Annotated in this window: 23 protein-coding genes; 14 read left to right on the plus strand and 9 right to left on the minus strand. The window is 67.5% G+C overall.

Annotated elements, in window-relative coordinates; genetic code table 11:
* Positions 1–110 precede the first annotated feature (110 nt).
* Complete coding sequence (locus tag BMY29_RS17700; protein ID WP_049989355.1) at positions 111–2486, plus strand: heavy metal translocating P-type ATPase; 2376 nt, start codon at positions 111–113, stop codon at positions 2484–2486.
* A gap of 74 nt (positions 2487–2560) precedes the next feature.
* Positions 2561–2839 carry a hypothetical protein gene (locus BMY29_RS17705; protein WP_049989354.1) on the plus strand — a complete coding sequence of 93 codons (279 nt, stop codon included), beginning with the start codon at positions 2561–2563 and terminating at the stop codon, positions 2837–2839.
* 2 nt (positions 2840–2841) lie between these two features.
* Here BMY29_RS17705 and BMY29_RS17710 read toward each other — a convergent pair whose 3' ends face one another.
* Positions 2842–3039, minus strand: a complete 198-nt coding sequence (locus BMY29_RS17710; protein WP_049989353.1) for a heavy-metal-associated domain-containing protein — start codon at positions 3037–3039, stop codon at positions 2842–2844.
* Between the two features lie 126 nt (positions 3040–3165).
* Here BMY29_RS17710 and BMY29_RS17715 point away from each other — a divergent pair, with 126 nt between their 5' ends.
* Positions 3166–3756, plus strand: coding sequence for an AsnC family transcriptional regulator (locus tag BMY29_RS17715; RefSeq protein ID WP_049989352.1), 591 nt, complete (start codon positions 3166–3168; stop codon positions 3754–3756).
* An 84-nt stretch (positions 3757–3840) separates the two neighbouring features.
* A complete protein-coding gene (locus BMY29_RS17720) occupies positions 3841–6444 on the plus strand; it encodes a heavy metal translocating P-type ATPase (RefSeq protein ID WP_049989351.1) in 2604 nt (867 codons plus the stop codon).
* 86 nt (positions 6445–6530) lie between these two features.
* On the opposite strand, the gene BMY29_RS17725 is transcribed toward BMY29_RS17720, so the two are convergent.
* Positions 6531–7595 (minus strand): DUF4382 domain-containing protein, encoded by a 1065-nt coding sequence (locus BMY29_RS17725; RefSeq protein ID WP_074854831.1) that lies wholly within the window; start codon positions 7593–7595, stop codon positions 6531–6533.
* Positions 7596–7706: 111 nt separating this feature from the next.
* Complete coding sequence (locus BMY29_RS17730) at positions 7707–8378, minus strand: stage II sporulation protein M (protein WP_049989350.1); 672 nt, start codon at positions 8376–8378, stop codon at positions 7707–7709.
* Positions 8379–8487: 109 nt separating this feature from the next.
* Between BMY29_RS17730 and BMY29_RS17735 the strand changes: the two genes are divergently transcribed.
* The 3 genes from BMY29_RS17735 (at position 8488) to BMY29_RS17745 (ending at position 12237) form a co-directional block, all read left to right on the plus strand.
* Complete coding sequence (locus BMY29_RS17735; RefSeq protein ID WP_049989484.1) at positions 8488–9783, plus strand: amidohydrolase; 1296 nt, start codon at positions 8488–8490, stop codon at positions 9781–9783.
* 129 nt (positions 9784–9912) lie between these two features.
* On the plus strand, positions 9913–10695 hold the full coding sequence (locus BMY29_RS17740) for a hypothetical protein (RefSeq protein ID WP_049989483.1): 783 nt from the start codon (positions 9913–9915) through the stop codon (positions 10693–10695).
* Positions 10696–10953: 258 nt separating this feature from the next.
* Positions 10954–12237: an adenosylhomocysteinase gene (locus BMY29_RS17745; protein ID WP_049991965.1), complete on the plus strand. Its 1284-nt coding sequence runs from the start codon at positions 10954–10956 to the stop codon at positions 12235–12237.
* Positions 12238–12396: 159 nt separating this feature from the next.
* Here the strand turns inward: BMY29_RS17745 and BMY29_RS17750 are convergent, their stop codons facing one another.
* Positions 12397–12654: a HalOD1 output domain-containing protein gene (locus BMY29_RS17750; RefSeq protein WP_049991964.1), complete on the minus strand. Its 258-nt coding sequence runs from the start codon at positions 12652–12654 to the stop codon at positions 12397–12399.
* 280 nt (positions 12655–12934) lie between these two features.
* On the opposite strand from BMY29_RS17750, the gene BMY29_RS17755 reads away from it, so the two are divergent.
* The 3 genes from BMY29_RS17755 to hjc all read left to right on the plus strand — a co-directional run bounded on the left by BMY29_RS17755 (position 12935) and on the right by hjc (position 18852).
* Positions 12935–17305 carry a PAS domain S-box protein gene (locus BMY29_RS17755; RefSeq protein WP_049991963.1) on the plus strand — a complete coding sequence of 1457 codons (4371 nt, stop codon included), beginning with the start codon at positions 12935–12937 and terminating at the stop codon, positions 17303–17305.
* Positions 17306–17411: 106 nt separating this feature from the next.
* Complete coding sequence (locus BMY29_RS17760) at positions 17412–18224, plus strand: CPBP family intramembrane glutamic endopeptidase (protein WP_049991962.1); 813 nt, start codon at positions 17412–17414, stop codon at positions 18222–18224.
* Between the two features lie 109 nt (positions 18225–18333).
* Positions 18334–18852 carry a Holliday junction resolvase Hjc gene (gene hjc / locus BMY29_RS17765; protein ID WP_049991961.1) on the plus strand — a complete coding sequence of 173 codons (519 nt, stop codon included), beginning with the start codon at positions 18334–18336 and terminating at the stop codon, positions 18850–18852.
* A 115-nt stretch (positions 18853–18967) separates the two neighbouring features.
* Here hjc and BMY29_RS17770 read toward each other — a convergent pair whose 3' ends face one another.
* Positions 18968–19591: an SWIM zinc finger family protein gene (locus tag BMY29_RS17770; protein ID WP_074854833.1), complete on the minus strand. Its 624-nt coding sequence runs from the start codon at positions 19589–19591 to the stop codon at positions 18968–18970.
* A 205-nt stretch (positions 19592–19796) separates the two neighbouring features.
* Between BMY29_RS17770 and BMY29_RS17775 the strand changes: the two genes are divergently transcribed.
* Positions 19797–20063: a DUF7472 family protein gene (locus BMY29_RS17775; RefSeq protein WP_049991959.1), complete on the plus strand. Its 267-nt coding sequence runs from the start codon at positions 19797–19799 to the stop codon at positions 20061–20063.
* Between the two features lie 45 nt (positions 20064–20108).
* On the opposite strand, the gene priL is transcribed toward BMY29_RS17775, so the two are convergent.
* Positions 20109–21197 carry a DNA primase regulatory subunit PriL gene (gene priL / locus BMY29_RS17780; protein WP_049991958.1) on the minus strand — a complete coding sequence of 363 codons (1089 nt, stop codon included), beginning with the start codon at positions 21195–21197 and terminating at the stop codon, positions 20109–20111.
* 244 nt (positions 21198–21441) lie between these two features.
* Between priL and BMY29_RS17785 the strand changes: the two genes are divergently transcribed.
* On the plus strand, positions 21442–22344 hold the full coding sequence (locus BMY29_RS17785) for an alpha/beta fold hydrolase (RefSeq protein WP_049991957.1): 903 nt from the start codon (positions 21442–21444) through the stop codon (positions 22342–22344).
* Here BMY29_RS17785 and BMY29_RS17790 read toward each other — a convergent pair.
* Together BMY29_RS17790 and BMY29_RS17795 are read right to left on the minus strand one after the other, a co-directional pair.
* Positions 22341–22646 carry a HalOD1 output domain-containing protein gene (locus tag BMY29_RS17790; protein WP_049991956.1) on the minus strand — a complete coding sequence of 102 codons (306 nt, stop codon included), beginning with the start codon at positions 22644–22646 and terminating at the stop codon, positions 22341–22343. The two genes, BMY29_RS17785 and BMY29_RS17790, sit on opposite strands and share 4 nt — an antisense overlap.
* A gap of 185 nt (positions 22647–22831) precedes the next feature.
* Positions 22832–23575: a DNA polymerase sliding clamp gene (locus BMY29_RS17795; protein ID WP_049991955.1), complete on the minus strand. Its 744-nt coding sequence runs from the start codon at positions 23573–23575 to the stop codon at positions 22832–22834.
* A gap of 143 nt (positions 23576–23718) precedes the next feature.
* On the opposite strand from BMY29_RS17795, the gene BMY29_RS17800 reads away from it, so the two are divergent.
* Complete coding sequence (locus BMY29_RS17800; RefSeq protein WP_049991954.1) at positions 23719–24729, plus strand: asparaginase; 1011 nt, start codon at positions 23719–23721, stop codon at positions 24727–24729.
* Positions 24730–24766: 37 nt separating this feature from the next.
* On the opposite strand, the gene BMY29_RS17805 is transcribed toward BMY29_RS17800, so the two are convergent.
* Entirely contained in the window at positions 24767–25666 is a 900-nt protein-coding gene (locus BMY29_RS17805; RefSeq protein ID WP_049991953.1) for a polysaccharide deacetylase family protein, read from the minus strand.
* Positions 25667–25855: 189 nt separating this feature from the next.
* Between BMY29_RS17805 and BMY29_RS17810 the strand changes: the two genes are divergently transcribed.
* The gene (locus BMY29_RS17810) at positions 25856–26833 is read left to right on the plus strand and encodes a DUF106 domain-containing protein (protein ID WP_049991952.1); all 978 of its coding nucleotides are present in this window, start codon (positions 25856–25858) and stop codon (positions 26831–26833) included.
* Positions 26834–26891: the final 58 nt, after the last annotated feature.

The raw sequence follows: 26891 nt of genomic DNA on the forward strand, positions 1-26891 counted from the left end.
TTCATCGGGGCGAATCTCCGGTTCATCCGGCCCCGTGCCCGGGAGTCGCCGGCCCCAGTTCCTTGATCCGCGGTGTGGTAGCTACGGGCGGAGAATCAGAGGACCGGCTCATGGACGATCACGACCATCGGGGCGAGGACGGCCCGGATCCCGCCGAGACCGACGCTCACTCCGATCGCGAGCGCTCGGATCGGGTCGAACGATCGCTGCTCGAGGACCAGGCCGACGACGCCGAGCGTGGCCGACGGGAGGTCAGCGAGCGACAGGAGCACGGAACGGCCCACGGTGCGCACGGCGGCCACCGCGGCGGTCACGGTGACGACCGCTCCGGCGGCGCTCACGGCGGCGGGATGCACGCCGGCCACGAGACGATATTCCGGCGGCGCTTTTTCGTCTCGACGCTGCTCTCGATCCCCGTCCTCCTGTACAGCGAGATGCTCCAGGAGTGGCTCGGCTTCTCCGTCCCCGCGTTTCCGGGCAGTGAGTGGCTCTCGCCCGTCTTCGCGGTGATCGTCTTCGCCTACGGTGGCCTTCCCTTCCTCCGGATGGCCGTCCCCGAACTTCGGGACCGCGCGCCCGGGATGATGACGCTCATCTCGATGGCGATCACCGTCGCGTTCGTCTACAGCCTGGCGAGCGTCGTCGTCCCGGCCCAGTCGGCCTTCTTCTGGGAGCTCGTGACGCTGATCGACATCATGCTGCTGGGCCACTGGATCGAGATGCGATCGGTCCGGCGGGCCTCGAGCGCGCTGGACGAACTCGCGCGGCTCATGCCCGACACGGCCGAGCGGCTCACCGACGACGGCGAGACCGAGGAGATCCCGGCGAACGAACTCGAGGAAGGCGACCTGGTGCTCGTCCGCCCGGGCGCGAGCGTCCCCGCTGACGGCGTCGTCGCAGACGGCGAGTCGGCCGTCAACGAGTCGATGATCACTGGCGAGTCGATGCCCGTCGAGAAAGAGCCCGAAGACAAGGTCATCGCCGGGACGGTAAACGGCGACGGCAGCCTCCGGGTGCGGATCAGCGCGACGGGCGAGGAGACGACGCTGGCCGGCATCATGCGGCTCGTCGAGGAGGCCCAGTCGAGCCGGTCGCGGACCCAGGCGCTGGCCGACCGCGCCGCGGGCTGGCTGTTCTACGTCGCCCTCGGCGCGGCCCTCGTGACGGCCGCCGCGTGGACGATCGCGACGGGGTTCGACGCCGCGACCGTCGAGCGGGTCGTCACCGTCCTCGTCATCGCCTGCCCGCACGCGCTCGGCCTGGCGATCCCGCTGGTCGTCGCGATCAACACCTCCCTGGCCGCGCGCAACGGGATGCTCGTCCGGGACCGCATCGCCATGGAGCAGGCCCGTAATCTCGACACCGTCGTCTTCGATAAGACGGGGACGCTCACCGAGGGCGAGCAGGGCGTGGTCGATATCGCGACCGTCGACGGCATCGACGAGGACGAGGCCCTCGCGCTCGCGGCCACCGTCGAGGGCGATTCGGAACACATGATCGCCCAGGCCGTCCGCGAGGCGGCCGACGAGCGCGGCGTCTCCCGGCAGACCGCGACGGACTTCGAGGCGCTGAAAGGCAAGGGTGTTCGCGCCACGGTGGACGGCGAGCGGATCCACGTCGGCGGGCCGAACCTGCTCTCGGAGTTCGGACTCGAACGCGACGTGCCCCGGGAACTCGCGGCGTTCGCCGATCGGGCCGGCGAGAACGCGCAGACGGTCGTCTACTTGCTCCGCGAGGGCGAGCGCAGCGAGCCCTCGAATCGAGCGATCGGCGACGCCGCGAGCCGCGAGGACGAACGCAGTGAGTCCTCGGAGATGCGAGCGGAAGCGAAGCGACACGCGAGCCGCGAGGCCGAGCCGATTGCCGCCATCGCGCTCGCGGACGTGATCCGCGAGGAGAGCGACCGCGTCGTCGACGCGCTCCACGACCTCGGGCTCGAGGTGGCGATGCTAACCGGCGACTCCGCGGACGTCGCCCGCGCGGTCGCCGACGACCTCGGCATCGACACCGTCTTCGCCGAAGTTCTGCCCGACGACAAGGACGCGAAGATCACCGAACTGCAGGAGCGTGGCGACCTGGTCGCGATGGTCGGCGACGGCGTCAACGACGCGCCCGCGCTCACCCGGGCCGACGTCGGCATCGCCATCGGGAGCGGCACCGACGTCGCCGTCCAGTCGGCCGACATCGTCCTCGTCCAGAACAACCCGATGGACGTGGTCCGCCTGGTGAAACTGAGCCGGGAGAGCTACCGGAAGATGCAGCAGAACCTGGTCTGGGCCGCGGGGTACAACGTGTTCGCGATCCCGCTGGCGGCGGGAATTCTCTCCCCGATCGGCATCCTCCTCTCGCCGGCCGTCGGGGCGCTGCTCATGTCGCTCAGCACGGTGATCGTCGCGATCAACGCGCAGTTCCTCCGGCGGGTGGACCTCTCGGTTCCGAGCCTACCGGGGGTCGCCGCGCCGGAGGAACCGCGGCCGGCGGACTAAACCGGGACTCGAGTCGATTCTCCGCCGGGGCGAATCACACGCTGCTTTTCTTCACCGGGGTACTATCGTCTCGTATGCTCGGTTCGCGAACCGCGACGGCACTGGTCGGACTCGCGGCTAGTCTCCTCGTAAGCGCCGTCCTCTGGTGGCAGTTCGAGACGCTTGCGTTCTTTCTCTTCGTTCCGTTCGTGCCGTTCCTGTTTCGGGGTTCGGGAGGGGAGAAGGGGCGATCGCAGCGGGACCAGCAGGAAGCGGCGGTTCGAACGTGTCCGTCCTGTGGCTTTCAGACGCGAAACCAGGCGTACGACTACTGTCCGCGGGACGGCCGACGATTAGAAGAGACGCGGCGGTAGGGTTACGCGGTCGCGTCGTAGCCCGCGTCGTCGACCGCGGCCACGAGCGCGTCGGCGTCGGCGGCGCCCTCGACGGTCGCTTGCTTCGCGTCGCGGTCGGCCTCGGCCGACGTCACCCCGTCGACGCCCTCGAGGGCGTCTTCGACGGTCTGTTCGCAGTGCTCGCAGGACATCCCTTCGACGGTGATGGTTCGACTCATACGACCATCTAGGAACGGCCGCTCTTTGTCACTTACTGCTTTCGACGCAAACGCGACGCGGACCGTCGCTTTGAATTCGAAAGTATTCCCCGCCACGCTCTTTGCACGCGGGACCGAACCGCCCGTATGCGCACCCTCGACGAGACCGACATGGAGATCCTGCGGCTGCTGGGCGAGGACGCTCGCCGGCCCTACAGCGAAATCGCCGAGCGGGTGGGCCTCTCCGGCCCGGCCGTCTCGGACCGCGTCCAGCGGCTCGAGGAGGCCGGGATCATCGAACGCTTCACCGTCGACGTCGACCAGTCACAGCTCCGGGCGGGCGTCCCGGTGTTCGTCAGAGCGACCGTCCCCGCGGCCGTCGTCGACGACGCCAGAGCGACCCTCACGGACGCCGACGCCGTCGAGCACGTGTTCGTCACCGCGGACGGCGAACTCTGGTTCTACGCCCGCGCGCAAGTCCGGCAGGTCCGCGAGTGGCTCGACGGCCTCCTGCCGGACGCCGACGGCATCGACTACGAGGTGACGCTGATCGACGACGCCGAGTGGACGCCGTCGCTCGACGGAACGTCCTTCGCGCTCACTTGCGCGGAGTGTGGCAACACCGTCGACAGCGAGGGCGAATCGACTCGAATCGACGGCGAGGTGTACCACTTCTGCTGTCCCTCCTGTTCGAGCCGGTTCGAGCAGCGGTACGATCGGCTCGAAGAGGGCGCGTAGCTTTCGGTTCCAAAGAACGGACCGCGCTGAACTTTGGGATATGACGGAGAAAGGGGGTAAATCCGGATCCCGTACTAGCCACTAATGAGCACCCAGACCGCACACCTGGCCATCCGGGGCATGAGCTGTGCGAACTGCTCGCAGACGATCAGCGATGCCCTGGAGTCCATAGACGGCGTCGTCGAGGCGAACGCGAACTTCGCCACCGACGAGGGAACCGTCGAGTACGACCCCGAGGCGGTATCACTCGCCGAGATCTACGCGGCGATCAACGAGGCCGGCTACAGTGCCGAGCGCGCGACCCGCTCGATCGGAATCACGGACATGAGCTGTGCGAACTGCGCCGATGCCAACGAACGCGCGCTCGAGTCCGTCCCCGGCGTCGTCGACGCGGAGGCCAACTACGCGACCGACGAGGCCGCCGTCGAGTACAACCCCGCCGACGCCTCCCTCGAGGACCTCTACGCCGCCATCGAGGGGGCCGGCTATACGCCCGTCCGCGACGACGGCGACGAGGACTCGGACCAGGCGCGCCGGGACGCGGCCCGCCAGGCGGAGATCCGCCGTCAGCGCCGGTTGACGATCTTCGGTGCCGTCCTCTCGGCCCCGTTCCTGGTCTTCCTCGCCGATATGTTCCTGCTCGACGGGGCGCTCCTGCCCGAAACGATCTTCGGCGTCGAGTTCGGCTGGGTCGAGTTCCTGCTCGCAACGCCGGTCCAGATCGTGCTTGGCCGGGAGTTCTACGAGAACTCCTACACCGCGCTCGCGAGGAACCGGACCGCCAACATGGACGTCCTGATCGCGCTCGGCTCCTCGACGGCGTACCTCTACAGCCTGGTCGTTCTGCTGGGGCTGCTCGCGGGGAGTCTCTACTTCGACACCGCCGCCCTGATCCTTGTGTTCATCACGTTGGGCAACTACCTCGAGGCTCGCTCGAAGGGCCAGGCGAGCGACGCCCTGCGGAAACTGCTCGAGATGGAGGCCGAGACGGCCACGGTGGTCGACAAGGACGGCACCGAGCGCGAGGTGCCGCTCGAGGACGTCGCGGTCGGCGACCGGATGAAGGTCCGGCCAGGCGAGAAGATCCCGACCGACGGCGTCGTCGTCGACGGCCAGTCCGCGGTCGACGAGTCGATGGTCACCGGCGAATCCGTCCCCGTCGAGAAGGAATCGGGCGACGAGGTCGTCGGCTCGACGGTCAACGAAAACGGCGTGCTGGTCGTCGAGGCGACGAAGGTCGGCGCCGACACGGCGCTCCAGCAGATCGTCCAGACCGTCAAGGAAGCCCAGTCGCGCCAGCCGGAGATCCAGAACCTCGCGGACCGCATCTCCGCGTACTTCGTCCCGGCGGTGATCCTGAACGCGGCGCTCTGGGCCCTCGTCTGGTTCCTCTTCCCCGAGGCGCTGGCCGCCGTCGTCGGCGCGCTGCCGCTGTGGGGTCTCGTCGGCGGCGGCCCGGCCGCCCTCTCGACGTTCGAGTTCGCGGTCGTCGTCTTCGCCTCCGCGGTCCTGATCGCCTGTCCCTGCGCGCTGGGCCTGGCGACGCCCGCGGCGACGATGGTCGGCAGCACCTTGGGCGCGAAAAACGGCGTCCTGTTCAAGGGCGGCGACGTCTTGGAGCGCGCGAAGGACGTCGACACGGTCGTCTTCGACAAGACCGGGACGCTGACGACCGGCGAGATGACGCTGACCGACGTGGTCGCCGTCGAGCGCGACGAACCCGAGGCGGCCGCCGACGGCGGCGAGCCGGCCGCTGACGGAGGGGCCGAATCGCTGACCGCACCGCCGTCGATCGACGAGGACGAAGTACTCCGCCTGGCCGCCAGCGCCGAGCGCGGCAGCGAACACCCGCTCGCGCAAGCGATCGTCGAGGGCGCGAACGACCGGGACCTCGACCTGGCCGATCCCGAAGACTTCGAGAACGTTCCCGGACACGGCGTCCGGGCGACAGTCGAGGGCCGTGAGGTCCTGGTCGGCAACCGGCGGCTGCTGGAAGGCGAGGGCGTCGATTCCGCGCCCGCCGCGGCCGAGATGGAACGCCTCGAACGCGAGGGCAAGACCGCGATGCTGGTCGCGGTCGACGGCGCGGTCGCGGGCGTGGTTGCGGACGCCGACACGGTCAAAGAGAGCGCGGCCGACGCGGTCGCCGCCCTCCGCGAGCGCGGCGTCGACGTCATGCTGATCACTGGCGACAACGAGCGGACGGCCCGCGCCGTCGCCGAGCGGGTCGGGATCGACCCCGAGAACGTCCGCGCGGGGGTCCTGCCGGAAGACAAGGCCGACGCCGTCGAGGCGATCCAGGCCGAGGGCCGCCAGGCGATGATGGTCGGCGATGGCGTCAACGACGCGCCGGCGCTGGCGGTCGCTCACGTCGGCACGGCCATCGGCTCCGGGACGGACGTGGCCATCGAGGCCGCGGACGTGACGCTGATGCGCGACGACCCGCTGGACGTGGTGAAGGCGATCCGCATCTCCGATGCCACCCTCCAGAAGATCAAGCAGAACCTAGTCTGGGCGCTTGGCTACAATACGACGCTGATCCCGCTGGCCTCGCTCGGGCTGCTCCAGCCGGTGCTGGCGGCCGGCGCGATGGCGCTGTCTTCGGTGTCGGTCCTCTCGAACAGCCTGCTGTTCCGGCGGTACACGCCGGATCGGGACTACGAACTGCTCGGGCGGTTCCGTCGCTGATCAGACCCGAGGAGGGGACCGCGTAGTCGGCCCCTTCGACTTCGAAAATCAGTTCGACCGCGGACGTCGCTATCGACGCCTGGTCGTCACATCGCTGCGGGCGTCAGCCGCGGATTGTCTCCGCTCTCGTCGTCCGCCGTCTCGCTCTGCTTCTCCTCGTCGGCTTTCTCTTCGTCGGCTTTCTCCTCGTCGTCGTTCGCCTTCTCGCGGTCTTTCTTCTCTGACTTCTCTTTCTCGTTCTCGTCGTCGCCGTCCTCGGCGTCGTCATCGACGTCGCGGATCTCGACCTCCTCGCCCGTGCCGCTCTCGCTGATCACCGGCTTCAGGATGTATTTCCCGCTCTTGCCGGCTTTGTGCGGCGCGATGTCGTAGACGAAGTCGACCTGTTCGCCGTCGCCGACGGTGAACTGCGTGTGTAGCTGGAGCTTCTGGCTCGGCAGTTTCACCCGCGTCTCGCTGCCGTCGGTCAGGACGCCTTCCGTGTCGCTGACGTAGATGAAGACGGTCTCGTACTCGCCGGCCGGCAGCTCGAACTCGTCGATCATCGTCGCGTTCTCGCCTTTCAGCTCGGTAAGATCGACCGTCCGCTCGTCGACGTCGCGCTCGATCCAGCGCTCGTCCGCCTTCCCGTCGTCGCTGTCCTCGTCGTTACCGGCTTTCCTGTCTTCACCATCTTTCTTCTCTTTCCCGTCTTCGCCCTCTTCGTCGTCTTTCTCGTCTTCGTCCTGCTCGCCGTCACCCTCGTCGTCCTCACCGTCAGCGTCCGTGTCGTCCGTCTCGTCGGCCGACGTTTCGTTCGCCGACTCGTCGTCAGCGTCGCTCTCGTCGGCATCGGCTCCCTCCTCGGAGTCGTTCTCGTCCGCGTCCGCGTCGTCGGAGTCGTTCGCGTCGTCGTCGCCGTCGCTCACGCCGGTTTTCTTGAAGCCGACCGTCGTGATCGTCACGTTGAGGTGCTCGAAGTCGTCGATCACGTTCGGCTCGTCGCTAACGTAGAACGCTGCCGTCCCCGTGCCGCCACCGTCCACGTCAATCGTGTTCGATGAGTCATCGTCCGTCGAACTACTCCCCAACTCGCCGCCGGTACCGCCGGCACAGCCCGCGATTGCGACGAGGGCTGCAACGACTACCAGTTTGACCGCGTGCCCGTTCATATCTCTGCCGGAGACAGTCACCGAAGCGCAGAAAAAGGGTCGACAGTCCACTCCGTTCACGACCGTTCAGGACCGCTGAACTGACCGAATCGTGGCCGGTACCGGACGAGGCTACGGCGCGCCCGCACTCTCCAGTCGCTCGGCGAACAGCGCCTCCAAGAGCGCGGGCGTGACGAACGCCTCGACGAGCGCCGCGACGGCAAGTAACAGCCAGGCGGCGAACACGAGCAGCGCCGTCCGGTAGAGGTACGGCTTCGTGATGGCCGCACCGCGAGTGCCGCGAATTCGCTGTCCGAGGCGGTGGAGGAGCCGGAAGCCGACGCCGGCGGCGATGAACAGCGACGGGAGTTCGAAGATGCCGTGGGGGATCAGGCCGACGAAGATGTAGTCGAAGCCGACGCTCGTGCCGATGGCGGCGCCGACGTTCCCGACGATGATTCCGTTGAAAACCATGGCCCAGGCGGTCAGGACCCCGAGGGTTAGCGCCCCGAGTATCGAGACGGCGAACGCCTGCGTATTATTGACGAGCAGGAGTCGCGCCAGGTCGAGCCCGTCCGCCTCGAGATCGGGGAAGAGGCTCTCGTCGAGCAGTTCGGCGATGATCTCGAGTAAGTCGTAGCCGGCGAGCAGGAGGGCGACGCCGGCGACGATCCCGAGCGCGAACAGGCTCGCCGCGAACCAAACGTAGCGACGGTGCTCGTCCCAAGCGTCGGCGAGCGCGGTCCGGGGCGGATAGTCGCCGACGGCGCTCCGGAACCGGACGCGCCGCGATCGATCGTCCATACCGGTCGTTCCCCGACCGAACGGTTAAATCCGCCGACGAGTGCCGCGAATCGAGGCCGTCGATCGCTCGGATCGACAGTATAAGGCCGCCCGACGAGAACGCTGTGCTATGACAACGCTGGCGATCGCCGGCGGGCGGGTCCTTCGACCCGACCTGACGGTGACGACCGCGGACGTACTGATCGATCAGGACGGCGGCGAGATCCGCGAGATCGGCCCCGATCTGGCGGCCGACGCCGACGAGACGCTCGACGCCGGCGGCTCGCTCGTGACGCCCGGGTTCGTCAACGGCCACTGTCACGTCGCGATGACGCTCCTGCGGGGGTACGCCGACGACAAGCCGCTCGACGCCTGGTTGCAGGAGGACATCTGGCCCGCCGAGGGCGAACTGACGGCCGACGACGTCCGCGCGGGCGCCGAACTCGGCCTGGTCGAACTGATCAAGTCGGGAACGACCGCCTTCGCGGACATGTACTTCCACGTCCCGGAGGTCGCTGCCGCGGTCGAGGAGGCGGGGCTGCGGGCTCGCCTGGGTCATGGAATCGTCACCATCGGGAGGGACGAGGACGCCGCCCGCGAGGACGCGCGGACGAGCCTCGAAATCGCTCGGGAGTACGACGGCGCGGCCGACGGCCGGATTTCGACGGCGTTCATGCCCCACTCGCTGACGACCGTCGGGAGCGAGTACCTCGAGGAGTTCGTCCCCGAAGCGCGCGAGGCTGGCGTGCCGATCCACTACCACGCCAACGAGACCGCAGACGAGGTCGCGCCGATCGTCGAGGAACACGGTGTTCGTCCCCTCGAATACGCCGTCGACCGCGGGATGCTCGAACCCGAGGACTTCGTCGCCCACGGCGTCCACGTCGACGAGCACGAGATCGATCTGCTCGCCGAGGCTGGAACCGGCGTGATCCACTGCCCCGCTTCGAACATGAAACTCGCCAGCGGGATGGCGCCGGTCCAGCGCATGCTCGACGCCGGCGTCACCGTCGGCCTCGGCACGGACGGCGCGGCCTCGAACAACGACCTCTCGATGCTGGACGAGGCCCGCGACGCGGCCATGCTCGGCAAACTCGCGGCCGACGACGCCAGCGCGGTGCCCGCCGAGGCGGTCGTCGAGATGCTCACGCGGGGCAGCGCCGACGCCATCGGGCTCGAATCGGGCCGCCTCGAGGAGGGCGCGCCGGCCGACCTCGCGGTGATCGACCTCGAACGACCGCACCTGACGCCGCGTCACGACCTGGTGAGCCACCTCGCGTACGCGGCCGCGGCGGCAGACGTGCGCCATACCATCTGCGACGGCCGGGTGCTCATGCGCGACCGCGAGGTGCTGTCGCTCGACGAGACGGCGGTTCGAGAGCGGGCGGCGGATCACGCCGCGGACCTGGTCTCGCGGGCCGAGTAATGAAACGAAATTGAACGCTCAGGTATTCTTATAAACGGTATAGATCGATCTCGTCGTCCGAGAGCGCCCGTCGAACGACGCGAACCGCCGACGGGGTTTATTCACGTACTGATGAATGTTCGGCTCGGAATGAGACAGAAACGACTGTTCGCACTGGTACTGACGGTCGCGGTGATCGCATCCGTGTTCGCGCCGCTGACCGCGGCGGCGAGCACGGGCGGCGCCACCGACGCCTCCCCGTCGCTGGTTCAGGAGGAGGTCGACGATGAAAACGCGACGGACGACACCGAGGACAACGAGACCACCGACGTCGATGATACCGAGACGGACGACGGTGACTCGGTCGACAACGAGACCGACGGCGAACTCGAGGACGGTGACGAGAACGAGTCGGCGGACAACGAAACCGACGATACCGACACAATCGTCGATGATGGCGACGGCAACGAAACGGACGCCGACGAGAACGTCTCGGACGGGAACGAAACGATCGAGAACCAGACTGACGACACCGAGACCGAGAACTTCGGCTCGCTCGTCAGCGACTTCGTCAACGAGACCAAGAGTAACGAGAGTCTGGAGAACGAAACCACGGGCCTCGTAATCGCCTCGTTCGTCGTCGAGAACAACCCCGGGAACGCACCCGATCACGCGGGTCCGCTGAGCGATGCCAGTCCGCCTGGCCACGGTGACGACGACACCGTCAACCGCGGCCCGCCGAGCCACGCCGGTGGCCCTGACAAGGTCGATTCGGACGATGCGGACGACGGTGACAAACGCGGCCCACCGAGTCACGCCGGACCGTCGTCGGACGATGACGACGAGGACGACGATGACGATTCGAACGGCGGAAACGGTAACGGTGGCAACGGCGGGAACGGCGGCGGCCCGCCGAGTCACGCCGGTCGCTAACCGCTGACGAGCGCCCGTCGACTGCCGGGACCGACATTCGACCGACTATCGCCCTCCTTCAGCGATCAGAGGCACATCACGCGTTCCCGATCCCGTTCGAGACCCGTCCCCACCTCGACCCGGGATCGGCGTTACGGATTCCGTTTTTTCGCGCTCGCGGTTCGAGATGCGCTACAGACCGGAGCCGCGGCACCGCCGTCTGTGCATCGGCGGCACCGCTTCGGTAGGACTTTGAGCGTGGTCGCTCTCCCTACGGGTATGAGTGCGTATCCCCCGATCAGCGAGCAGCTAGACGACGTCGACGCCGCTCGCGAGAAGGGCCGCCGGAAGATGGACTGGGCCGCCCAGCACATGCCGATCCTCGAACACGTCCGCGAGGAGTTCGTCGCTAACCAGCCCTTCGAGGGCGAGCGCATCGGCATGGCGATGCACGTCGAGGCCAAGACGGCGATGCTCGTCGAGACGCTCGCGGAGGGCGGCGCCGAAGTCGCGGTCACGGGGTGCAACCCGCTGTCGACCCACGACGACGTCTCGGCCGCCCTGGACACCCACGAGAACATCACCAGCTACGCTAAGCGCGGCGTCGACGACGAGGAGTACTACGCCGCCATCGAGGCCGTCATCGACCACGAGCCGACGATCACCGTCGACGACGGGATGGACCTCGTCGCGGCGATCCACGAGGACTACCCCGAACTGATCGACGGCATCGTCGGCGGCTGCGAGGAGACGACCACCGGGGTCCACCGCCTGCGCGCGATGGACGCGGACGGGGCGCTCGACTACCCCGTCTTCGCGGTCAACGACACGCCGATGAAGCGGCTGTTCGACAACGTCCACGGCACCGGCGAGTCCTCGCTGGCCTCGATCGCCATGACCACGAACCTCTCGTGGGCCGGCAAGAACGTCGTCGTCGCCGGCTACGGCTACTGTGGCAAGGGCGTCGCGAAGAAGGCTGCCGGCCAGAACGCCAACGTCATCGTCACCGAGGTCGAGCCCCGCCGCGCGCTCGAGGCCCACATGGAGGGCTACGAGGTCATGCCGATGGACGAGGCCGCCGAGGTCGGCGACGTTTTCCTGACGACGACCGGTAACCGCGACGTCATCGTCGAAGACCACTTCGAAGCGATGCAGGACGGCGTCCTACTCGCGAACGCGGGCCACTTCGACATCGAGATCGACCTCGACGCGCTCGACGACCTCGCGGGCGACACCTACGAGGCTCGGGACGGCGTCGAGGCCTACGAAATGGACGACGGCCGCCGGCTGAACGTCATCGCCGAGGGTCGCCTGGTCAACCTCGCGGCGCCGGTCTCGCTGGGCCACCCCGTCGAAGTGATGGACCAGAGCTTCGGCGTCCAGGCCGTTTGCGTACGCGAGATGCTCGAGAACGGCGAGGAGTACGGGCCCGGTGTCCACGACGTACCGGACGAACTCGACCGCGAGATCGCCGAGATCAAGCTCGAGGCCGAGGGCGTCGAGCACGATTCGCTGACCGAGACCCAGCGCGAGTACATGGACAGCTGGAGTCACGGGACGTAAGCTCGCGTCGGATCGCTCGAATCCCGGTTTCCGACGGTCGAAGCGGTACCCACCTAGTTTTCGCACCCGCCCCGTCGGTCGCAGCAACGAGACAATCGACGGCGGTCTCGGTGCGCTCGTGTCCGCTCGTCGGTCGCGAGTTCCGCAGATCGTCGAGGATTAGCCACTGTCACGGACCGTTCCGTCGACCGCGACGGTGCCGTCGCTTTGCACCTCGACCACCGAGTCGCCGTACTCGAACTCGACGCGAACGCCCGCGGGGACGCCGTCCCGGAAGAGCCGATCGAGCGCTTCCGGATCGACGACGCGGTACAGCGGCTCGAGTTCGTGGGCGGCGGTGTCGGTCGCGTCCGCGAGGGCGTCGATCACTCGCAGACTGATCGCATCGGTGCGGTAGTCCAGTGTGGTTCCAGTCATCCTGAACGGCCCGACGGGTCCGACCGGTATTCCCCTGCCCGTTATACACGTAATTTCGGCTCGAGCTCGGCGCTACGTGTATAGCGCCCCGCCGAAACCGCCGCGTTTCGGTCGGTATACGGCCGCTATGAGCGGGAACCTGAGAGCGACGCGCAGGTCGACCGAGCGGTTGAAACCCGCTCCGAATCGGTTTCTCTCGTTGTAGAGAGGGGTTAGTACTGCGGCGTGGTTCCGAGACGGAAACCGCGCGTGTCATCGTCACCCGTTTCATAGTGGTCGTATGATCATCCCCGCCACTCCCGACGGAACCGCGAGCGCGCCCGCCAGGCGCACCTGGTGGTCGGTCGCGGTACCGTTCGGATCCCTCGGCTCGGTCCTCGTGCTCGCCGTCGCCGTCAGCGTCGCCATCACCGTCGCCGATCCGGCGCTGAAACCGGCCGCGTTCGCCGCCGTCGAGCTCGGTTCGCTATCCGGTCTCGGATCGGTCGAGCCGGGACTGGGGCCAGGGGTGTGCCTGATTCTAGTCGGCCTGGCCGCGAATCGCGACCCTGGTTGGTCGGACGACATCGAGCGACTCGCCCAAAAGCTCCGGGCGTTCGCGGTCGACGTCGACGTGGACGGGGAGGGCGAGTTCGCCTCGCGCAGAGCCGGCGGCGAGAACGGAGCGGACTCGGCCCCCGGGACCGCAGGCGGGCTCGAAGATCGGGACCTCTCGCGGGATGGGGCCGCCGTCGACTTCGCGCTCGATCGGGACGACGAGCTCGGGCGGCTGTCCGACGCGATCGACGACCTGGCGACGGCGGTGTGCGAGCGCGAACGGCGCCGCGCCGAGAGCGATCGGTACCGGCGGGAGCTGTCCCGGATCACGTCGGATCCGAACTGCACGGACGAGGCGAAGCTCCGGCGGCTGCTCGACCTGGGCTGCGAGCGGCTGGACATCGAGACGGGGATCGTCTCCCGAATCGACGCGGACGCGGACCGGTACGCGATCGAGACGGCCGTCGGCCGCGCGGCGGACTGGGAAGGACGGACGATGGACCTCTCCGCGATGTACTGCCGCGAGACGATCGCGTCGGGCGACGTTCTGGGTATTCACGACGCCGCGGAACCGAGCCGGGACGACCGTCCCGCCGTCGACGACCTCGAGATCGAGTGCTACGTCGGCGGGACGATTCTGCTCGAGGACGGCCCGTACGGAACGGTCTGTTTCCTAAACCGCGAGCCCCGATCGCGGCCGTTCACGCCGGCGGAAACGTCGTTCGTGGACCTGTTGGCCCGCTGGGTGAGCGGGACCGTCGAACGCCGCCGGTATGTCCAGACGATTCAGGAGCGGGAGCGGCGGCTCGAGCGCGCGCAGGCGTTCACCGACGAGATGTTAGACGCCGTCGACGACGTCGCCTACCTCCTCGACGAGGACGGCGACGTCCAGCGGTGGAACGAGAGCCTGGTCGCGGTGACCGGCTACGCCGACGCCGAGATCGAGTCGATGACCGCGCCGGACTTCTTCGACGAGGCCGACCGGCCGGCGATCCGCGACTCGATCGCGGCGGCCTTCGAGACGGGCGAGACGCGGGTCGAGGCCGAGATGCGGACGAAATCGGGCGACTCGATTCCCTACGAATTCATCGCGTCGGTGGTCGAGGATCCGGACGGAACCCCCGTCGAGGTCGGCATCGGCCGGGACATCTCCGATCGCACGGAGACGGAACGCCAACTCCGCGAGCGGGAGGCTCGCCTGGAGCGGACGACGTACCTGCTCGAGCAGTCCCAGCGCCTGGCGAACGTCGGCGCCTGGGAACTCGACGTGACCGAGGATCCCTTCGTCCTCCAGTGGACCGCCGAAGTCCGCCGGATACTCGGCCTCTCGCCCGACGACCCGATCGATCTCGAGCGGGCGCTCGAGTACTACCACCCCGAGGATCGACCGCGGATCCGCGAGGCGGTCGACCGCGCGATTTCGGACGGCGAGCCGTACGATCTGGAGCTCCGCACGATCACGGAGGACGGCGAGTTGCGGTGGGTGCGGACGATGGGGGAGCCGGTCCGCGGCGACGACGGGGAGATCGCCGCGCTCCGAGGCTCGGTTCAGGACGTCACCGAGCGCACGGAGCGCGAGCGCGAACTCGAGCGCGCCGAGACGATCATCCAGGCGCTGGACGAGCTAGTGTACACGATCGACGCGGAAGGGCGGTTCTCCTTCGTCAACGACGCGCTCACGCCGATTACGGGGTACGAGCCCGAGGAACTGATCGGGGAGCACGTGTCGACGGTGATGGCCGAAGCGGACCTCGAGACCGCACGGGAGCGGATCCGCGAGCTGCTCCACGCCGACGAACTCTCCAGGACGTTCGAGATGGATCTCGCCACGAAGGCCGGCGACGTGATCGTCGCGGAGAATCACATGGCGCTGTTACCGATGCCCGACGGCGAGTTCGCGGGGACGGCGGGGGTTATCCGCGACATCACCGAGCGCAAGGACCGGGAACGCGAACTTGAGCGGACGACGGAGTTGCTCGAACAGGCGGAACGGATCGCGGGCATCGGCGGCTGGGAACTCGACGTCAGCGTCGATCCCCCCGACGTCACGCTGACCGACGGGCTGCGGCGGCTCTACGACCTCCCGCTGGACGTCGACATCGATTCGGACCTCGCGTCGTCGTTCCCGCACCCGGACGATGCGGCCGAGGTCCACGCCGCCGTCGATCGGGCGCTCGCGGACGGCGAGGGCTACGAGCTCGAACACCGGATGGTAACGACCGAAGGGGCCGAGCGCTGGGTCCGTTCGATCGGCGAACCGATTCGCGCGGACGGCGACGCGGACGCTGAGATCGGGCGCGGAAACGGGGACGGCGACTTGCGGACCGAACCCGACACGGGCGAGATCGTCGGGATCCGCGGGACGATCCAGGACATTACCGAGCACAAGGAACGCGAACTGGCGCTGGAATCGCTCCACGGGGCCGCCCGCGACCTGCTCGGAACCGACACCGAGCGGGAGACCGCGGAACTCGTCGTCGAGACGGCCGACGAGATCCTCGCGGCCGCGGGCGTGGCCGTCTACGGGCTCGACGCCGAGGTCAACCGACTCGAGCCCGTCGCGTACACCGACGGGTTCGCCACGCTCTGTGACGGCGCGCCGTCGGTCGCGGTCGGCGACGCCGAGTCCGTCCTCTGGAACGCCTACGTGACGGGTGCGGGAACGGTCGTCGACGACCCGTCGTCGTTCGACCGCTCGCGGGCCTTCGGCCCCGACGTCGAGAGCGGGGTCGTCGTCCCGATCGGCGATCACGGCATCTTCGCGGTCGCGTCGGGGATCGGAGCGATCGACGCCGAAGCCCGCCGGCTGATCGAGACGCTCGTCGCCACGACCGAGGCCGCCTTCGACCGCCTCGAGAGCGAGGCCAGCCTCCGCGAGCGAGAGGCGGAACTCGAGGAACGCAACCGCCGGCTCAACCGTCAGATCTCGATCACCGAACTCCTCCGGCGGATCGACCGGTCGCTCATCGGCGCCGACAGCCGCGCAGAGATCGAGCGGACCGTTCCCGAACGCCTGGTCGAAGCGGAGACCGTCGCGTTCGCCTGGCTCGGCACCGTCGACGCCAGCGGCACGCGGCTCGAACCCCGGGCGTGGGCCGGCACGGGTGCGGAGTACTTAGACGACGTTCCCCTCGAATACGACGCGTCGGCCGAGCCGTCGGTCCGGACCGCCCGGATCGAATCCCCGACGGTCGTCTCGAACGTCGTTGAAGGCCTCCAGAGCGATGCCTGGCGACGCCAGGCCCTCGATCGGGGATTCCAGTCGGTCATCAGCGTTCCGTTGACCTACGAGGAGTACTCCTACGGCGTGCTCACGGTGTACGCCGACGAGCCGGACGCGTTCGGCGACCTCGAGCGGACGGTAGTGACGGAACTCGGGGAGAGAATCGCGAACGCGATCAACGCGGCGAAGACCCGGGAGGCGCTGCACGCCGAGACGCTGCTTGAACTCACGCTCCGAATCGAGGATTCGACGGACCTCCTCTCGCGGATCGCGGCCGAGACCGGAGCGCGCGTCGAGTACGAGGGGCTGGGAACCCACTCGGCCGACGAGACGCTGCTGTTCTTCGAGACCAGCGGCGCGCCCCCGGCGGACGTGCGAGCGGCGCTGGACGACCTCGTCTCGGTCCGGGACTACCGACTCGTCAGTGAGGCGGAGGGCATTTGTCGGTTCAAGGCGACCGTCGCTGGCGAGGTCGTCGCCTCGCGCCTGGTCCGCCATGGCGGCAGCCCGCGATCGATGCGCGCCGACGGTGACGGGCTGGAGCTGACCGTCGACGTCCCGACGGGCACCGACGTCCGCGAGTTCGTCGAGATGCTCGCGGAGCAGTACGCCAGCGTCGAACTACGGGCGCGTCGCCACGTCGAGCACTCCGTGGCGACGCGCAGCGAACTCGTCACGTCGCTGTTCGACGCCCTGACCGACCGCCAACTCGAGGTGCTGCGGACGGCCTACTTCGCCGGCTTCTTCGCCTGGCCCCGCGAGAGCACCGGCGAGGAGATCGCCGCGATGCTCGGGGTGACCCAGCCGACGATCAACCGCCACCTGCGGATCAGTCAGCAGCGGCTGTTGGCTCAGTTGTTCGAGGACGAGGTGCCGGCCCTCGCCGAGTGAACGGGGCGCGGGCCGAACTCGTTTCGGGGACGCGTTCGACGTCCCGGCCGGCCGGATACTCCGGCGGAGAGGAACGCCCAAGGACCCGGTGGCCGTAGGCGTCGGTATGGCAACTGCCACACGCCGCCGGACCGACGGTCCGCTCCGCTCGACGCTCGTCGCCGCCGCCCTGGCGATCCTCGGACTCGGCGCACAGCAGGTGACGACGCTGCCCGCGTTCCTGCTGGACCCGCGCCTGATCGACGCGCCGACGGAGGCGTCGATCGCCAGTCGGGCGCTCCTCTTGATCCTGGGATTCGTCGGCTTAGCTCTCGTCGGCGGGCTCTACCTGGCCGTCAGCGGTCGGGGTTGGTCGTACGTCGACCTCCGGTTCCCGACTCGACGGGAGTGGGGATACGTCCTCGCCGGCATCGTCGGCAGCATCGCGTTCTACGTGCTCATCAGTTTGCTCGTCCAGGCGCTCTCGCTGCCGACCGCGGAGAACCAGGTCTCGATGTACATCGGCGACGATCAGACGATGGTTCTGGTCATGATCGCCATCGTCTTCCTGTTCAACGCGCCGACCGAGGAGTTCCTCTACCGGAATATCGTCCAGAAGCGGCTCTACGACGCGTTTTCCCGATTGCAGGCGGTCGCGATCGCGAGCGTCATCTTCGGCCTGATCCACTTGCCGGTCTACGCGACCCTCTCGGAATCGCTGCTCGCGACGACGGTCCCGGTCGCGGTCGTCGTCGGCGGCGCGGCCATCTTCGGGTTCCTCTACGCGAAGACGGAGAACCTGCTGGTCCCCATCGCGGCCCACGCCGTCTTCAACGGCGTCCAGTTCGGACTGCTCTACATCGCGCTCGAGTACGACCTCGAAACGGCCGAGCCGTCGACGTCGCTGCTGGTCGACCTCCTGACGGCGGTCCCGCTGTAGCCGGCGCCCGTCTGCGGGTGCCGTCGGCTGCCGACGCCAACTGTCGCATTTCGATCACTTTCACCGCGCCGTCAGTTCCTTTATTATCGCCCACGGGTGAGAGGGGTGTATGTCTCAGGCGAAGGGCGACCGCCGCGAGCGGGAACTCGTCAACGCGCTCGACGAGGCCGGCTTCGCGGTGATGCGCGCGCCCGCGAGCGGCTCCGCGACCGAACGGGAACTCCCCGACGTGCTCGCCGGCGACGGCGAGCAGTTCTACGCGATCGAAGCGAAGTCGAGCTCGGGCGATCCGATCTACCTCACCGGCGAGGAGGTCGAGGCGCTGACCTACTTCGCGCAGAACTTCGGCGCGAAACCCCGGATCGGCGTCCGCTTCGACCGCGAGGACTGGTACTTCTTCCACCCCGGCGATCTCTACGTCACCGACGGCGGCAACTACCGCGTCAAGAAGGAGACGGCCCTGGCCGAGGGCACCGATTTCCCCGAGTTCACCGGTCAGTCCGAGAAGATCACGCTCGAGGAGGTCGGCGAACCCGACGACGGTCCGGACGAGGAAATCGTCCGCGTGCTGAACGCGGTCGAGCAGGGCGTGATGAACATCGACGAGGCCGCAGAACTGCTCGACTAACGGGTCCGAAAACTGCACACGAGCCACGACGCTGGTCGCTTGCCGCTGCTCGACCGACGGCAGTGAAATACGCGAAAACGGGGAGACAGCGATCGCGTCTCGGATCGCGGTCTCGTTACTGCGCTTTCTCGAAGCGCGTCCGCGGGAAGACGTAGACCTTCAGCGAGGACGGGACGACGCCGCGGCGCGCGACCGTGGCGTGGGGGTAGACCGCCCCGACCACGGGCACGTCCGGATCGTAGTCCGCGTTCGTCTCGTACTCGGCGACCGTCGTATCGGCCGCGCCGATCTCGACGGCGTCGGCCCGCAGGTCCGAGACGTCGACCACGGTGAGTCGGTCGCCCGTCTCGCGATCGACGACGGTGTCGCCCGGGAAGATCGCGTGGTCCTCGCAGTAGAACGGCGCGGGTTCGTCCTCGTCGACGAAGATCGTCTCGCCGCAGTCGTGACAGTCGACCGCAACCTCGCCAGGCGGCGGTGATCGGCCCTCGGTGATTTCGATCGCGACCCGGCGGATGTGCTTGCAGCGGGCGCCGCGGAAGACGTGGTCCGGGCAGGTACAGCGACCGGCCTCGAGGTCGACCAGGTAGGTGTGATCGCTGGCGGATTCGACCTCGTAGAGGCCGTCGCCGAGGGGCAGCACCGACATCGGTTCGGTGCGGGCCCGGCGCGATCGCTTCGTGAGGTGCTCGGGTGACGGTACTGGAAGCGGTGCTTTCGGTGACGCTGTTGTTTTCATAGGTGCGTCGAGATGGACTTGCAGGTCGCTGGTCGGCTGGCTATTCGACGTGTGTAGGGGGTCGAGAAGGATAACGGGCGCGCTTGCATGCTCCGGTCGGCAGTTTATAGGATGCCGGTCGTCCCCGCCGGATGGTCCCTGACCGGCCGCCGATCGAGGCCCCCTTCGAAGCGCTTTTCACCCGGCCGACGAAATCGATCCGACAATGCTCGAGCGCGACCAGCTCATCGAAATCACCGTGTCCATCTCCGCCGTCGTCCTGATGCTGGCGGCCATGGTCGCCATCGGTTCCCAGTACGGAGCGGCCAACAGCACCCTCTCGCCCGAGGGCGGCCAGATGCTCGTCTTCGCCATCGTCGGCTTCATCCTCCTGCTGACCGGAATCGGGTTCGGCCTGGCCTACGTGCTGAACGACCCCGAAGACGGCCTGGAGACGAACGACGACGATTCGGACGCCGGCAGCGCGGTCTGATCGCTCGCGGACGTAACGTATTTCTCGAAATCGCGAAGTAAACGCTCAGTCGCTCGCCGATTCGGCCTCGGTCGCCTCGTTCTCGCGCCAGTCCTCTAAGTCCTCGTCGTCGGCGTCGTCGATCCGCTCCTCGTAGTAGGCCATCGGGTGGGGAATGCGCTCGCAGAGGTCGTCCTTGTTCACGCAGTCGCCGTAGGACTGCATCGTCGCACAGGAGGGCGGCGAGTACTCCGTTGGCGAACTCTCCCCGCGGATGTGGTCGGTCTGGTAGCGGGTCATCTCCTCGCCGAACGTCGAGTTGACGCGGTAGAGATCGACGATCTCGTCGGTGGTCATCCCGATGCTCGTCAGGAAGGCAGTGACGGCAAACCGGGAGTGGTGGGGCAGGTGCTCGCCCTTCTGGATCTGATCGAGCAGGGCCTTCATACACGGCGGGAACAGTTCCGGAACGACGGTGTCGATCTCGCGGGTTAGCTCGAGGTCCGCCAGCACCTCTCGGATCTCGGCGGCGTCGTCCTCGAGCGTCGTCGCGATGGCGTCGGGCACCTCGAAGGGAAGGCCGTCCTCGATGCGGGTCCGAATCGCTTCCCGAAGTAGGGACAGAAGTTCGTCCTCGTCCACCGGCACTTCGCCCGCGGCCAACGGCCGATTAACCAGGCGCCACTCGTCGTCCCACAGGTCCTCGGCCAGCGGGAGGTAAGCGCCGACGTCGATCCGATAGCCGTCGCCGTCGGGCCGCTCGCGGACGTCGTCTCGCAGGTCGAACTCGGCGAGCAACTCGTCGAGGGCCAGGTCGGTCGACTCGACGCTCTTCAGCTCGGTGGTGTCGGCCATGTCGGCGGTGAACCGTTCGTAGGCCGTCGCGGCCTCGGCGCGGGCGTACTTGCGCACGAGGACGTGTTCCGCGACCATCGAGACGAGCACGCGGGCGACCGGATACGAGAGCAACTCGATTCGGGGATCACGGTGTGGGGACCCAGTCGATCCGTCTTCGAGGGCGGTAATAACGCGTTGACGGGCGCGATCGATGACCGCCCGGTCCTGCTCGACGACGGTCGCTAGGTCGACCGCCTCCGTCGCCACGGACTCGCGCGCGGCCTCGAGAAACGGGTACCGGGCGTGGAGTCGCTGCATCGGTAATACGATGTTACTGCGACCGGATAAACGCGCTGATTATCACAGTGCGTTATTTTATAGCCCGTCTTGACTGACGGCTCGCGGCCGAGAATGCACCGCCGTTACCGGCCGTGAGGCCCTCGATTTCGCCGTCGATAAAATCGTTTTACCGGCGCGCGTCGGTCGATCCGTCGAGCCGACCGCGGCGGGCGAGTCCGCATCGGGGATCGATTTCAAGGGCGTCCGACGCGTCGGAACCGGTATGCCACAGGCGACGCGAGACGGCGTGTCGATCTACTACGAGCACGAGCGGCGCGACGGCGACGGACAGGGACGCGCCCCGGTCGTCTTCGTCCAGGGGCTGGGCTTCGGTCGCTGGATGTGGCGCTGGCAGCGCGCGGCCGTCGCCGACGAGTACGACATGATCGCTCCCGACAACCGGGGGACCGGTCGCTCCGATACGGGCCTGCCGCCGCTCGTCCCGCGGCTCCCGCAGAAGCTCCGCGCGCCGCTGCTGTTCAAACTCGCCGGCTACTCGATCGGCGGCCTGGCGGCCGACCTCGAGGCGGTGCTCGACGACGCGGGGATCTACGACGCACACATCGTCGGAGCGAGCATGGGCGGGATGATCGCCCAGCGCTACGCGCTGGAGTACTCGCGGGCGAAGTCGCTGACGCTCTGTTGTACAACTCACGGCGGGCCGGACGCGGCGCCGGTGCCCGACGAGACTCAGGAGCACATGTTCGAGACGCCGGACGGGGCCAACGAACGGGAGAAACTCCGCTATCGGATGCGCCCCGCCTTCAACGAGCGGTTCACCAACCGGAACCCGCACCTGATGGATCAGATCATCGAGTGGCGGTTAGAACAGGACGCCGGCGAGGCCGCTCGCGAGGCTCAGGCGGCCGCCGTTCTGAACTTCGACGTCAGCGACCGACTCGATGCGCTCCGCGTGCCGACGCTGATCCTCCACGGGACCGAGGACAGGGTCGTCCCCGTCGAGAACGCGCAACTGCTCGAGGAGAAGATTTCGGACAGCCGCCTCGAACGTATCGAGGGCGGCTCGCACCTCTTCTTCATCGAAAACGCCGACGCCGTCAACGAGCGGCTGCTGTCGTTTCTCGACGAATGCGAGCGATCACGGAGCGCGACGGCGACGCTCTAGCTCGCCCCCGTGGCGTCCCGAATCCGAATCTCCCCGTCAGTTCGGATGCCCACGTCGAGCCCCTCGTACGTGAACCAGACTCGATGACAACCGGAAGCGGCGACCCGCTGGGCATGCTCGAACAGGGCGTTGAGCGCGGCCGGATCGACGGCGTCGTACAGGGGCGACAGCGCGGCCGGTTCCGCCCCGCGGATGGCAGCGACTGCGGTGACGATCACCTCGCTCGGCCGGTCGTCCTCGGGATCGAACGTCGTGACGTACTCGTCGTCTCGCGGTTCGTCCGAATCGTCCGTGGAGGTCATGGTAAACCGGTGGTGACAGCCGCTGGTAGCCGCTCACCTTCCCATATCGCATTTTTAAGTGAGGCGAAGAGACGTGAACGAGGGACTGTCGCGCTCGGCACGAAAAACGAGGTCGGCGCCGCCGGCGATCGGTGCCGGAGTCGACGCGTTCAGGTATCGGAGTCGCAGAAAACCGGCCGCTCGCGTCAGTCGCTCTGGATCCGCGGCGCGAGCATGTAGGTAACCTGGCCCTGGCCCTCCGCGAAGCCGAAGTAGATCTTGACGGGGAACTCCTCACCGAGATCGAGCGTGACCTCGGTATCGGACGGAATCGCCTTGTTCATGTCCTTCAGATAGTCGAGGGAGAACAGCGAGTGGGCGGGGCCGACCTGCAGATCGATGAGATCCTCGCGGGTCAGTTCGAGGTGGACGTCGTCGGTGTCGCCCTCCGCGTCGACGTAGAAGGACTCCTCGCCCTCGTTGACGCCGAGTGCGATGTGGTCGCTGACCATGTCGGCGGCCGTCACCGACCGGTTGACGTCCTTCCCTTCGAGGACGACCTCCGCGGGCAGATCGAGGTCCGGAATGTCGGGTTCCTGGCGGATCGAGTCGGGGTCGATCAGCGCGAGCGTGTACTCGAGTCCGTCGATCTGGATGTGGAGCTTCCGGGTCTCCTCGTCGAGTTCCAGCTGGACGAGCTGGCCGGACTCGGCCATACCGGCAATGTCTTCCAGTCGCGAGAGGTCGACGCCAATCAGCCCGCCGTCCGCTTCGTAGGACTCGAAGGCAGCTGCATCGAGCGAGAGGTCGACCATCCCGACGTTCGCGGGGTCAACGGCCCGGATCTCCAGTCCGTCTTCCTCGAGGTGGATCTTACACTCGTCGACCAGCACGCTTATCGAATCGAGCGCACTGGTGAGCGTTTCCGCGCTCACGATGGCCTTGAACATATGAGTCGGCGTACGGACGGTCGACATAAAAAGCCACCCTTTACGCGCGGGCGGCGGGTTCGTGGTGCCGTCTCCCAAACTCGCGCCCCGCCGCGGACGGGCGCGGTGTTTTGAGGGCGGCGCTGGTATCCCCTGCGAACGCGATGTACGTAACCGTACTCAGCACGGGCGGGACGATCGCGAGCACCGGCGGCGACGACGGCGCCACGCCTACCAGGCGCGGTCGCGAACTCGTCGACGCGGTGCCGGCGCTGGCGGAGTACGCCGACGTCGACGTCGAGCAGGTCGCGCAGGTGCCCAGCTACGAGATGGACGCCGAAACGCTCGAATCGATCGGCGACCGGGTCCGCGAACTCGACGGAGACGAGGACGTCGACGCGGTCGTCGTCACCCACGGCACGGACACGCTGGAGGAAACGGCGTACTATCTCGACGTCGCGGTCGGGCCGGCAACGCCGGTGTTCGCCACCGGGGCCCAGCGCCGACCCGACGAGTACAGTGCGGACGGGCCGTCGAACCTGCTCACTGCGGTCCGGGCCGCCGACGCCTTTCGTGACCGCGAGGGAGACGGTGTCGACGACGGCGACGGCAGCGACGACCGCGGCTGCGGCGTCTTCGTAGCCTTCAACGAGGAGATCCACGCCGCCAGGCGCGTCACGAAAACGCACACCTCGAAACTCGAGACCTTTCGCTCCGTGGCGACGGGCCCGGTCGCCACCGTCGGCCGCGACGGCGTCGCGATCCACCGCCCGCTCCGAAGCGAATCGACCCGTCTCCCGACGGACTCGCTCGCTGCCGACGTCTACACGATCAAGAGCGGCAGCTGCGCGACGGGCGACCTGGTCGACGCGGCGATCGCGGCCGGCGCGGACGGCCTGGTCCTCGAGGCGACGGGGATCGGGAACGCGACGAAAGGGATCGGCACCGCCGTCCGGGACGCGATCCGCGAGGGTATCCCGGTCGTAGTCGCGTCGCGCTGTCTCGAGGGACGCACCGCGCCGGTCTACGGCGGGGTCGGCGGCGGCGATCGGCTCCGGGAGTACGGCGCGATCTTCGCGGGCGACCTGCCGGCCCAGAAGGCCCGAATCAAGCTGACGCTGGCGCTGACCGCGTTCGACGACGAGGACGCGGTTCGGCGAGCGTTCGCCGACTGAGCGTCCGACAAACGTTCGATTTCGGTTCCCGGCCGGTTCAGACGTAGTCGCCCTCGCTCTCGTAGACCGACGGATCGTCCTCGTACTTCCGGGCGATCTCCTCCAAGGTCTTGAATTCGGCGTTCTCGTGGCCCTTGACGTACTGGATGAACTCCTCCAAGTGCGAGATCATGTGGGGGAGCCCGTGGAGGTCCGGATGAATCGTGAAGGTGTAGACGCCCGCACCGCGACGGTTGTAGAGGAAGTCGAACTGCCGCTTGTAGTACTGTTCGTACAGCATCGCCGGATCCTTGTAGCCGGCGTGGTACAGCGGCTGTTTGATGAACAGCATCGGCGGGATGTCGTCGCGGTACCAGCTGATGGGGATCTCGACCACGTCGGTCTCCTCGCCGTACTCGTAGGGCTCCATCCAGGTATCCGCATCCTGATCGTACTGGATCGGCGTCCAGTCGTCGCCCTTTCGCATCCAGCCGGGTTCGAACTCCCGTTCCATCAGGCTGCTGTCGTAGCGAAAGCCGTGCTTCTCGACGAGTTCGGGCGTGTTCTCGCTGAACTCCCACCAGCTCGCGCGGTGGCCGACCGGCTCCTCGCCGGTGACGTCCTCGATGAGATCGATCGAGACCTGGAGGATCTCGTCTTCCTGCTCGCGCGAGAGGTCCGTCGGGTTCTCGTGGGAGTAGCCGTGGACGCCCAATTCGTGGCCGGCGGCCGCGACGTCCTCGACTTCCTCTCGGAACGTGTCGATCGTGTGGCCGGGCACGTACCACGAGGTCAGGATATCCTCGTCCTCGAAGAGCTGGAGGAGGCGTGGAATGCCTTCGGTCCCCGCCGACAGCCCGCGCGAGAGGTCCGCCGGTGAGTCCGCGCCGCCGTACGAGCCGAGCCAGCCGGCGACGCAGTCCGCGTCGACACCGATCGCAACGTCGATATCTCCCATGATAACACCGCTCTCGAATTCGACGAGCCGTCCAATAGTGCCCCTCCTGTCGGAGATAACGTCCGATTCCAGCGTTCGATGACTATCACGCGAACCGGAACGTATCCGTGAGTGACCGGTACCGTCTGAGGGACGGGCTTTCGGAACGAAAGGGTTGATAGTATCACTGGACGGAGCCTCGAGTATCGAATGCCGATCGATCAGTTGGAACTCCTGCTCGAGGATCCGTCGATCCGAGAGGCGTTAGCGGTCGTCTACGAGCGATCGAACGGCGGCTCCGACGAGCTCGACTGGAGTGACGTCAGGGACGCGCTGTCCAGCGACCAGTGGGGCCGACTCATCGAGCGAGAAGTGTTGGTCAGCGCCGGCACCGGGTTCGCGATCGCCGACCCCGAGCGGGTCCGCACCTACCTCGACGAGTGCGGGACCGACACGGCCAAAAACGGCGCAGTCGATGGCGACGAGGCCGAAGACGTCACGGCCGAGGGCGACGCGATCGAGAGCGCGCACCCGGAGACGATCGAGTCGCCGAGCTGGACGACCGCGGACAAGGCCGCAGGTGCGTTCGCGCTCCTCCTGTTCGCCGGCTACTGGAGCGCTAGCATCCGAGACATCGTCGCGGTGGCCGAGAGCGCTGCCTTCGGACCGATCACCGATCTCGTTCCGTTTCACCTCGTCATCGTCCTCCTGGCGATCGTCACCGGGATCTACTCGACCGCCTTGCAGTCGCGGCTGCTAGACCGCGAGAAGCTCCAGGAGTACCAACGGCGGATGCAGCGACTCCGGGAACGACGGGAAGCCGCGACGGACCGCGGCGACGACGAGGCCCTCGAACGGATCCGGGAGGAACAGCGGGCCGCCGCCGGCGACCAGCTCGGCATGTTCAAAGTGCAGTTCCGCCCGATGGTCTGGATCATGCTCCTAACGATCCCCGTGTTCCTCTGGCTCCGCTGGAAGGTCCGCGGCGGCCACCTCGGCCCCAACGAGACCGGCCTGGTCGTCCCGATCGCCGGAGCGGTCACCTGGCAGGAGCCGCTGGCCGGTCCGCTACAGACGTGGCTCGCCTGGTACCTGTGCTGTTCGATCGCCGCTCGACAGCTCATACAGAAGCTGTTCCGCGTCGGCTCGACCGCGTCCTCGTCGTCGTCCTCATCCTCGTCTTCGTAGGGCGATCGGCGGTCACGCCGGCCCTCCCGTACCGCGTCGCGAGTCGCGACACCTATCC

Source organism: Natrinema salifodinae, from assembly GCF_900110455.1.
In the GTDB taxonomy this organism is placed as follows: Archaea; Halobacteriota; Halobacteria; order Halobacteriales; family Natrialbaceae; genus Natrinema; species Natrinema salifodinae.

What these genes read in the sequence shown, in the direction of transcription:
- BMY29_RS17705 (WP_049989354.1), top strand. Translation starts at nt 2,561, where the DNA reads ATGCTCGGTTCGCGAACCGCGACGGCACTGGTCGGACTCGCGGCTAGT.
- BMY29_RS17795 (WP_049991955.1), bottom strand. Translation starts at nt 23,575, where the DNA reads ATGTTCAAGGCCATCGTGAGCGCGGAAACGCTCACCAGTGCGCTCGAT.
- BMY29_RS17730 (WP_049989350.1), bottom strand. Translation starts at nt 8,378, where the DNA reads ATGGACGATCGATCGCGGCGCGTCCGGTTCCGGAGCGCCGTCGGCGAC.
- BMY29_RS17700 (WP_049989355.1), top strand. Translation starts at nt 111, where the DNA reads ATGGACGATCACGACCATCGGGGCGAGGACGGCCCGGATCCCGCCGAG.
- BMY29_RS17715 (WP_049989352.1), top strand. Translation starts at nt 3,166, where the DNA reads ATGCGCACCCTCGACGAGACCGACATGGAGATCCTGCGGCTGCTGGGC.
- BMY29_RS17745 (WP_049991965.1), top strand. Translation starts at nt 10,954, where the DNA reads ATGAGTGCGTATCCCCCGATCAGCGAGCAGCTAGACGACGTCGACGCC.
- hjc (WP_049991961.1), top strand. Translation starts at nt 18,334, where the DNA reads ATGTCTCAGGCGAAGGGCGACCGCCGCGAGCGGGAACTCGTCAACGCG.
- BMY29_RS17785 (WP_049991957.1), top strand. Translation starts at nt 21,442, where the DNA reads ATGCCACAGGCGACGCGAGACGGCGTGTCGATCTACTACGAGCACGAG.
- BMY29_RS17735 (WP_049989484.1), top strand. Translation starts at nt 8,488, where the DNA reads ATGACAACGCTGGCGATCGCCGGCGGGCGGGTCCTTCGACCCGACCTG.
- BMY29_RS17710 (WP_049989353.1), bottom strand. Translation starts at nt 3,039, where the DNA reads ATGAGTCGAACCATCACCGTCGAAGGGATGTCCTGCGAGCACTGCGAA.
- BMY29_RS17720 (WP_049989351.1), top strand. Translation starts at nt 3,841, where the DNA reads ATGAGCACCCAGACCGCACACCTGGCCATCCGGGGCATGAGCTGTGCG.
- BMY29_RS17770 (WP_074854833.1), bottom strand. Translation starts at nt 19,591, where the DNA reads ATGAAAACAACAGCGTCACCGAAAGCACCGCTTCCAGTACCGTCACCC.
- BMY29_RS17740 (WP_049989483.1), top strand. Translation starts at nt 9,913, where the DNA reads ATGAGACAGAAACGACTGTTCGCACTGGTACTGACGGTCGCGGTGATC.
- BMY29_RS17760 (WP_049991962.1), top strand. Translation starts at nt 17,412, where the DNA reads ATGGCAACTGCCACACGCCGCCGGACCGACGGTCCGCTCCGCTCGACG.
- BMY29_RS17805 (WP_049991953.1), bottom strand. Translation starts at nt 25,666, where the DNA reads ATGGGAGATATCGACGTTGCGATCGGTGTCGACGCGGACTGCGTCGCC.
- BMY29_RS17810 (WP_049991952.1), top strand. Translation starts at nt 25,856, where the DNA reads ATGCCGATCGATCAGTTGGAACTCCTGCTCGAGGATCCGTCGATCCGA.
- BMY29_RS17775 (WP_049991959.1), top strand. Translation starts at nt 19,797, where the DNA reads ATGCTCGAGCGCGACCAGCTCATCGAAATCACCGTGTCCATCTCCGCC.
- BMY29_RS17750 (WP_049991964.1), bottom strand. Translation starts at nt 12,654, where the DNA reads ATGACTGGAACCACACTGGACTACCGCACCGATGCGATCAGTCTGCGA.
- BMY29_RS17755 (WP_049991963.1), top strand. Translation starts at nt 12,935, where the DNA reads ATGATCATCCCCGCCACTCCCGACGGAACCGCGAGCGCGCCCGCCAGG.
- BMY29_RS17800 (WP_049991954.1), top strand. Translation starts at nt 23,719, where the DNA reads ATGTACGTAACCGTACTCAGCACGGGCGGGACGATCGCGAGCACCGGC.
- priL (WP_049991958.1), bottom strand. Translation starts at nt 21,197, where the DNA reads ATGCAGCGACTCCACGCCCGGTACCCGTTTCTCGAGGCCGCGCGCGAG.
- BMY29_RS17725 (WP_074854831.1), bottom strand. Translation starts at nt 7,595, where the DNA reads ATGAACGGGCACGCGGTCAAACTGGTAGTCGTTGCAGCCCTCGTCGCA.
- BMY29_RS17790 (WP_049991956.1), bottom strand. Translation starts at nt 22,646, where the DNA reads ATGACCTCCACGGACGATTCGGACGAACCGCGAGACGACGAGTACGTC.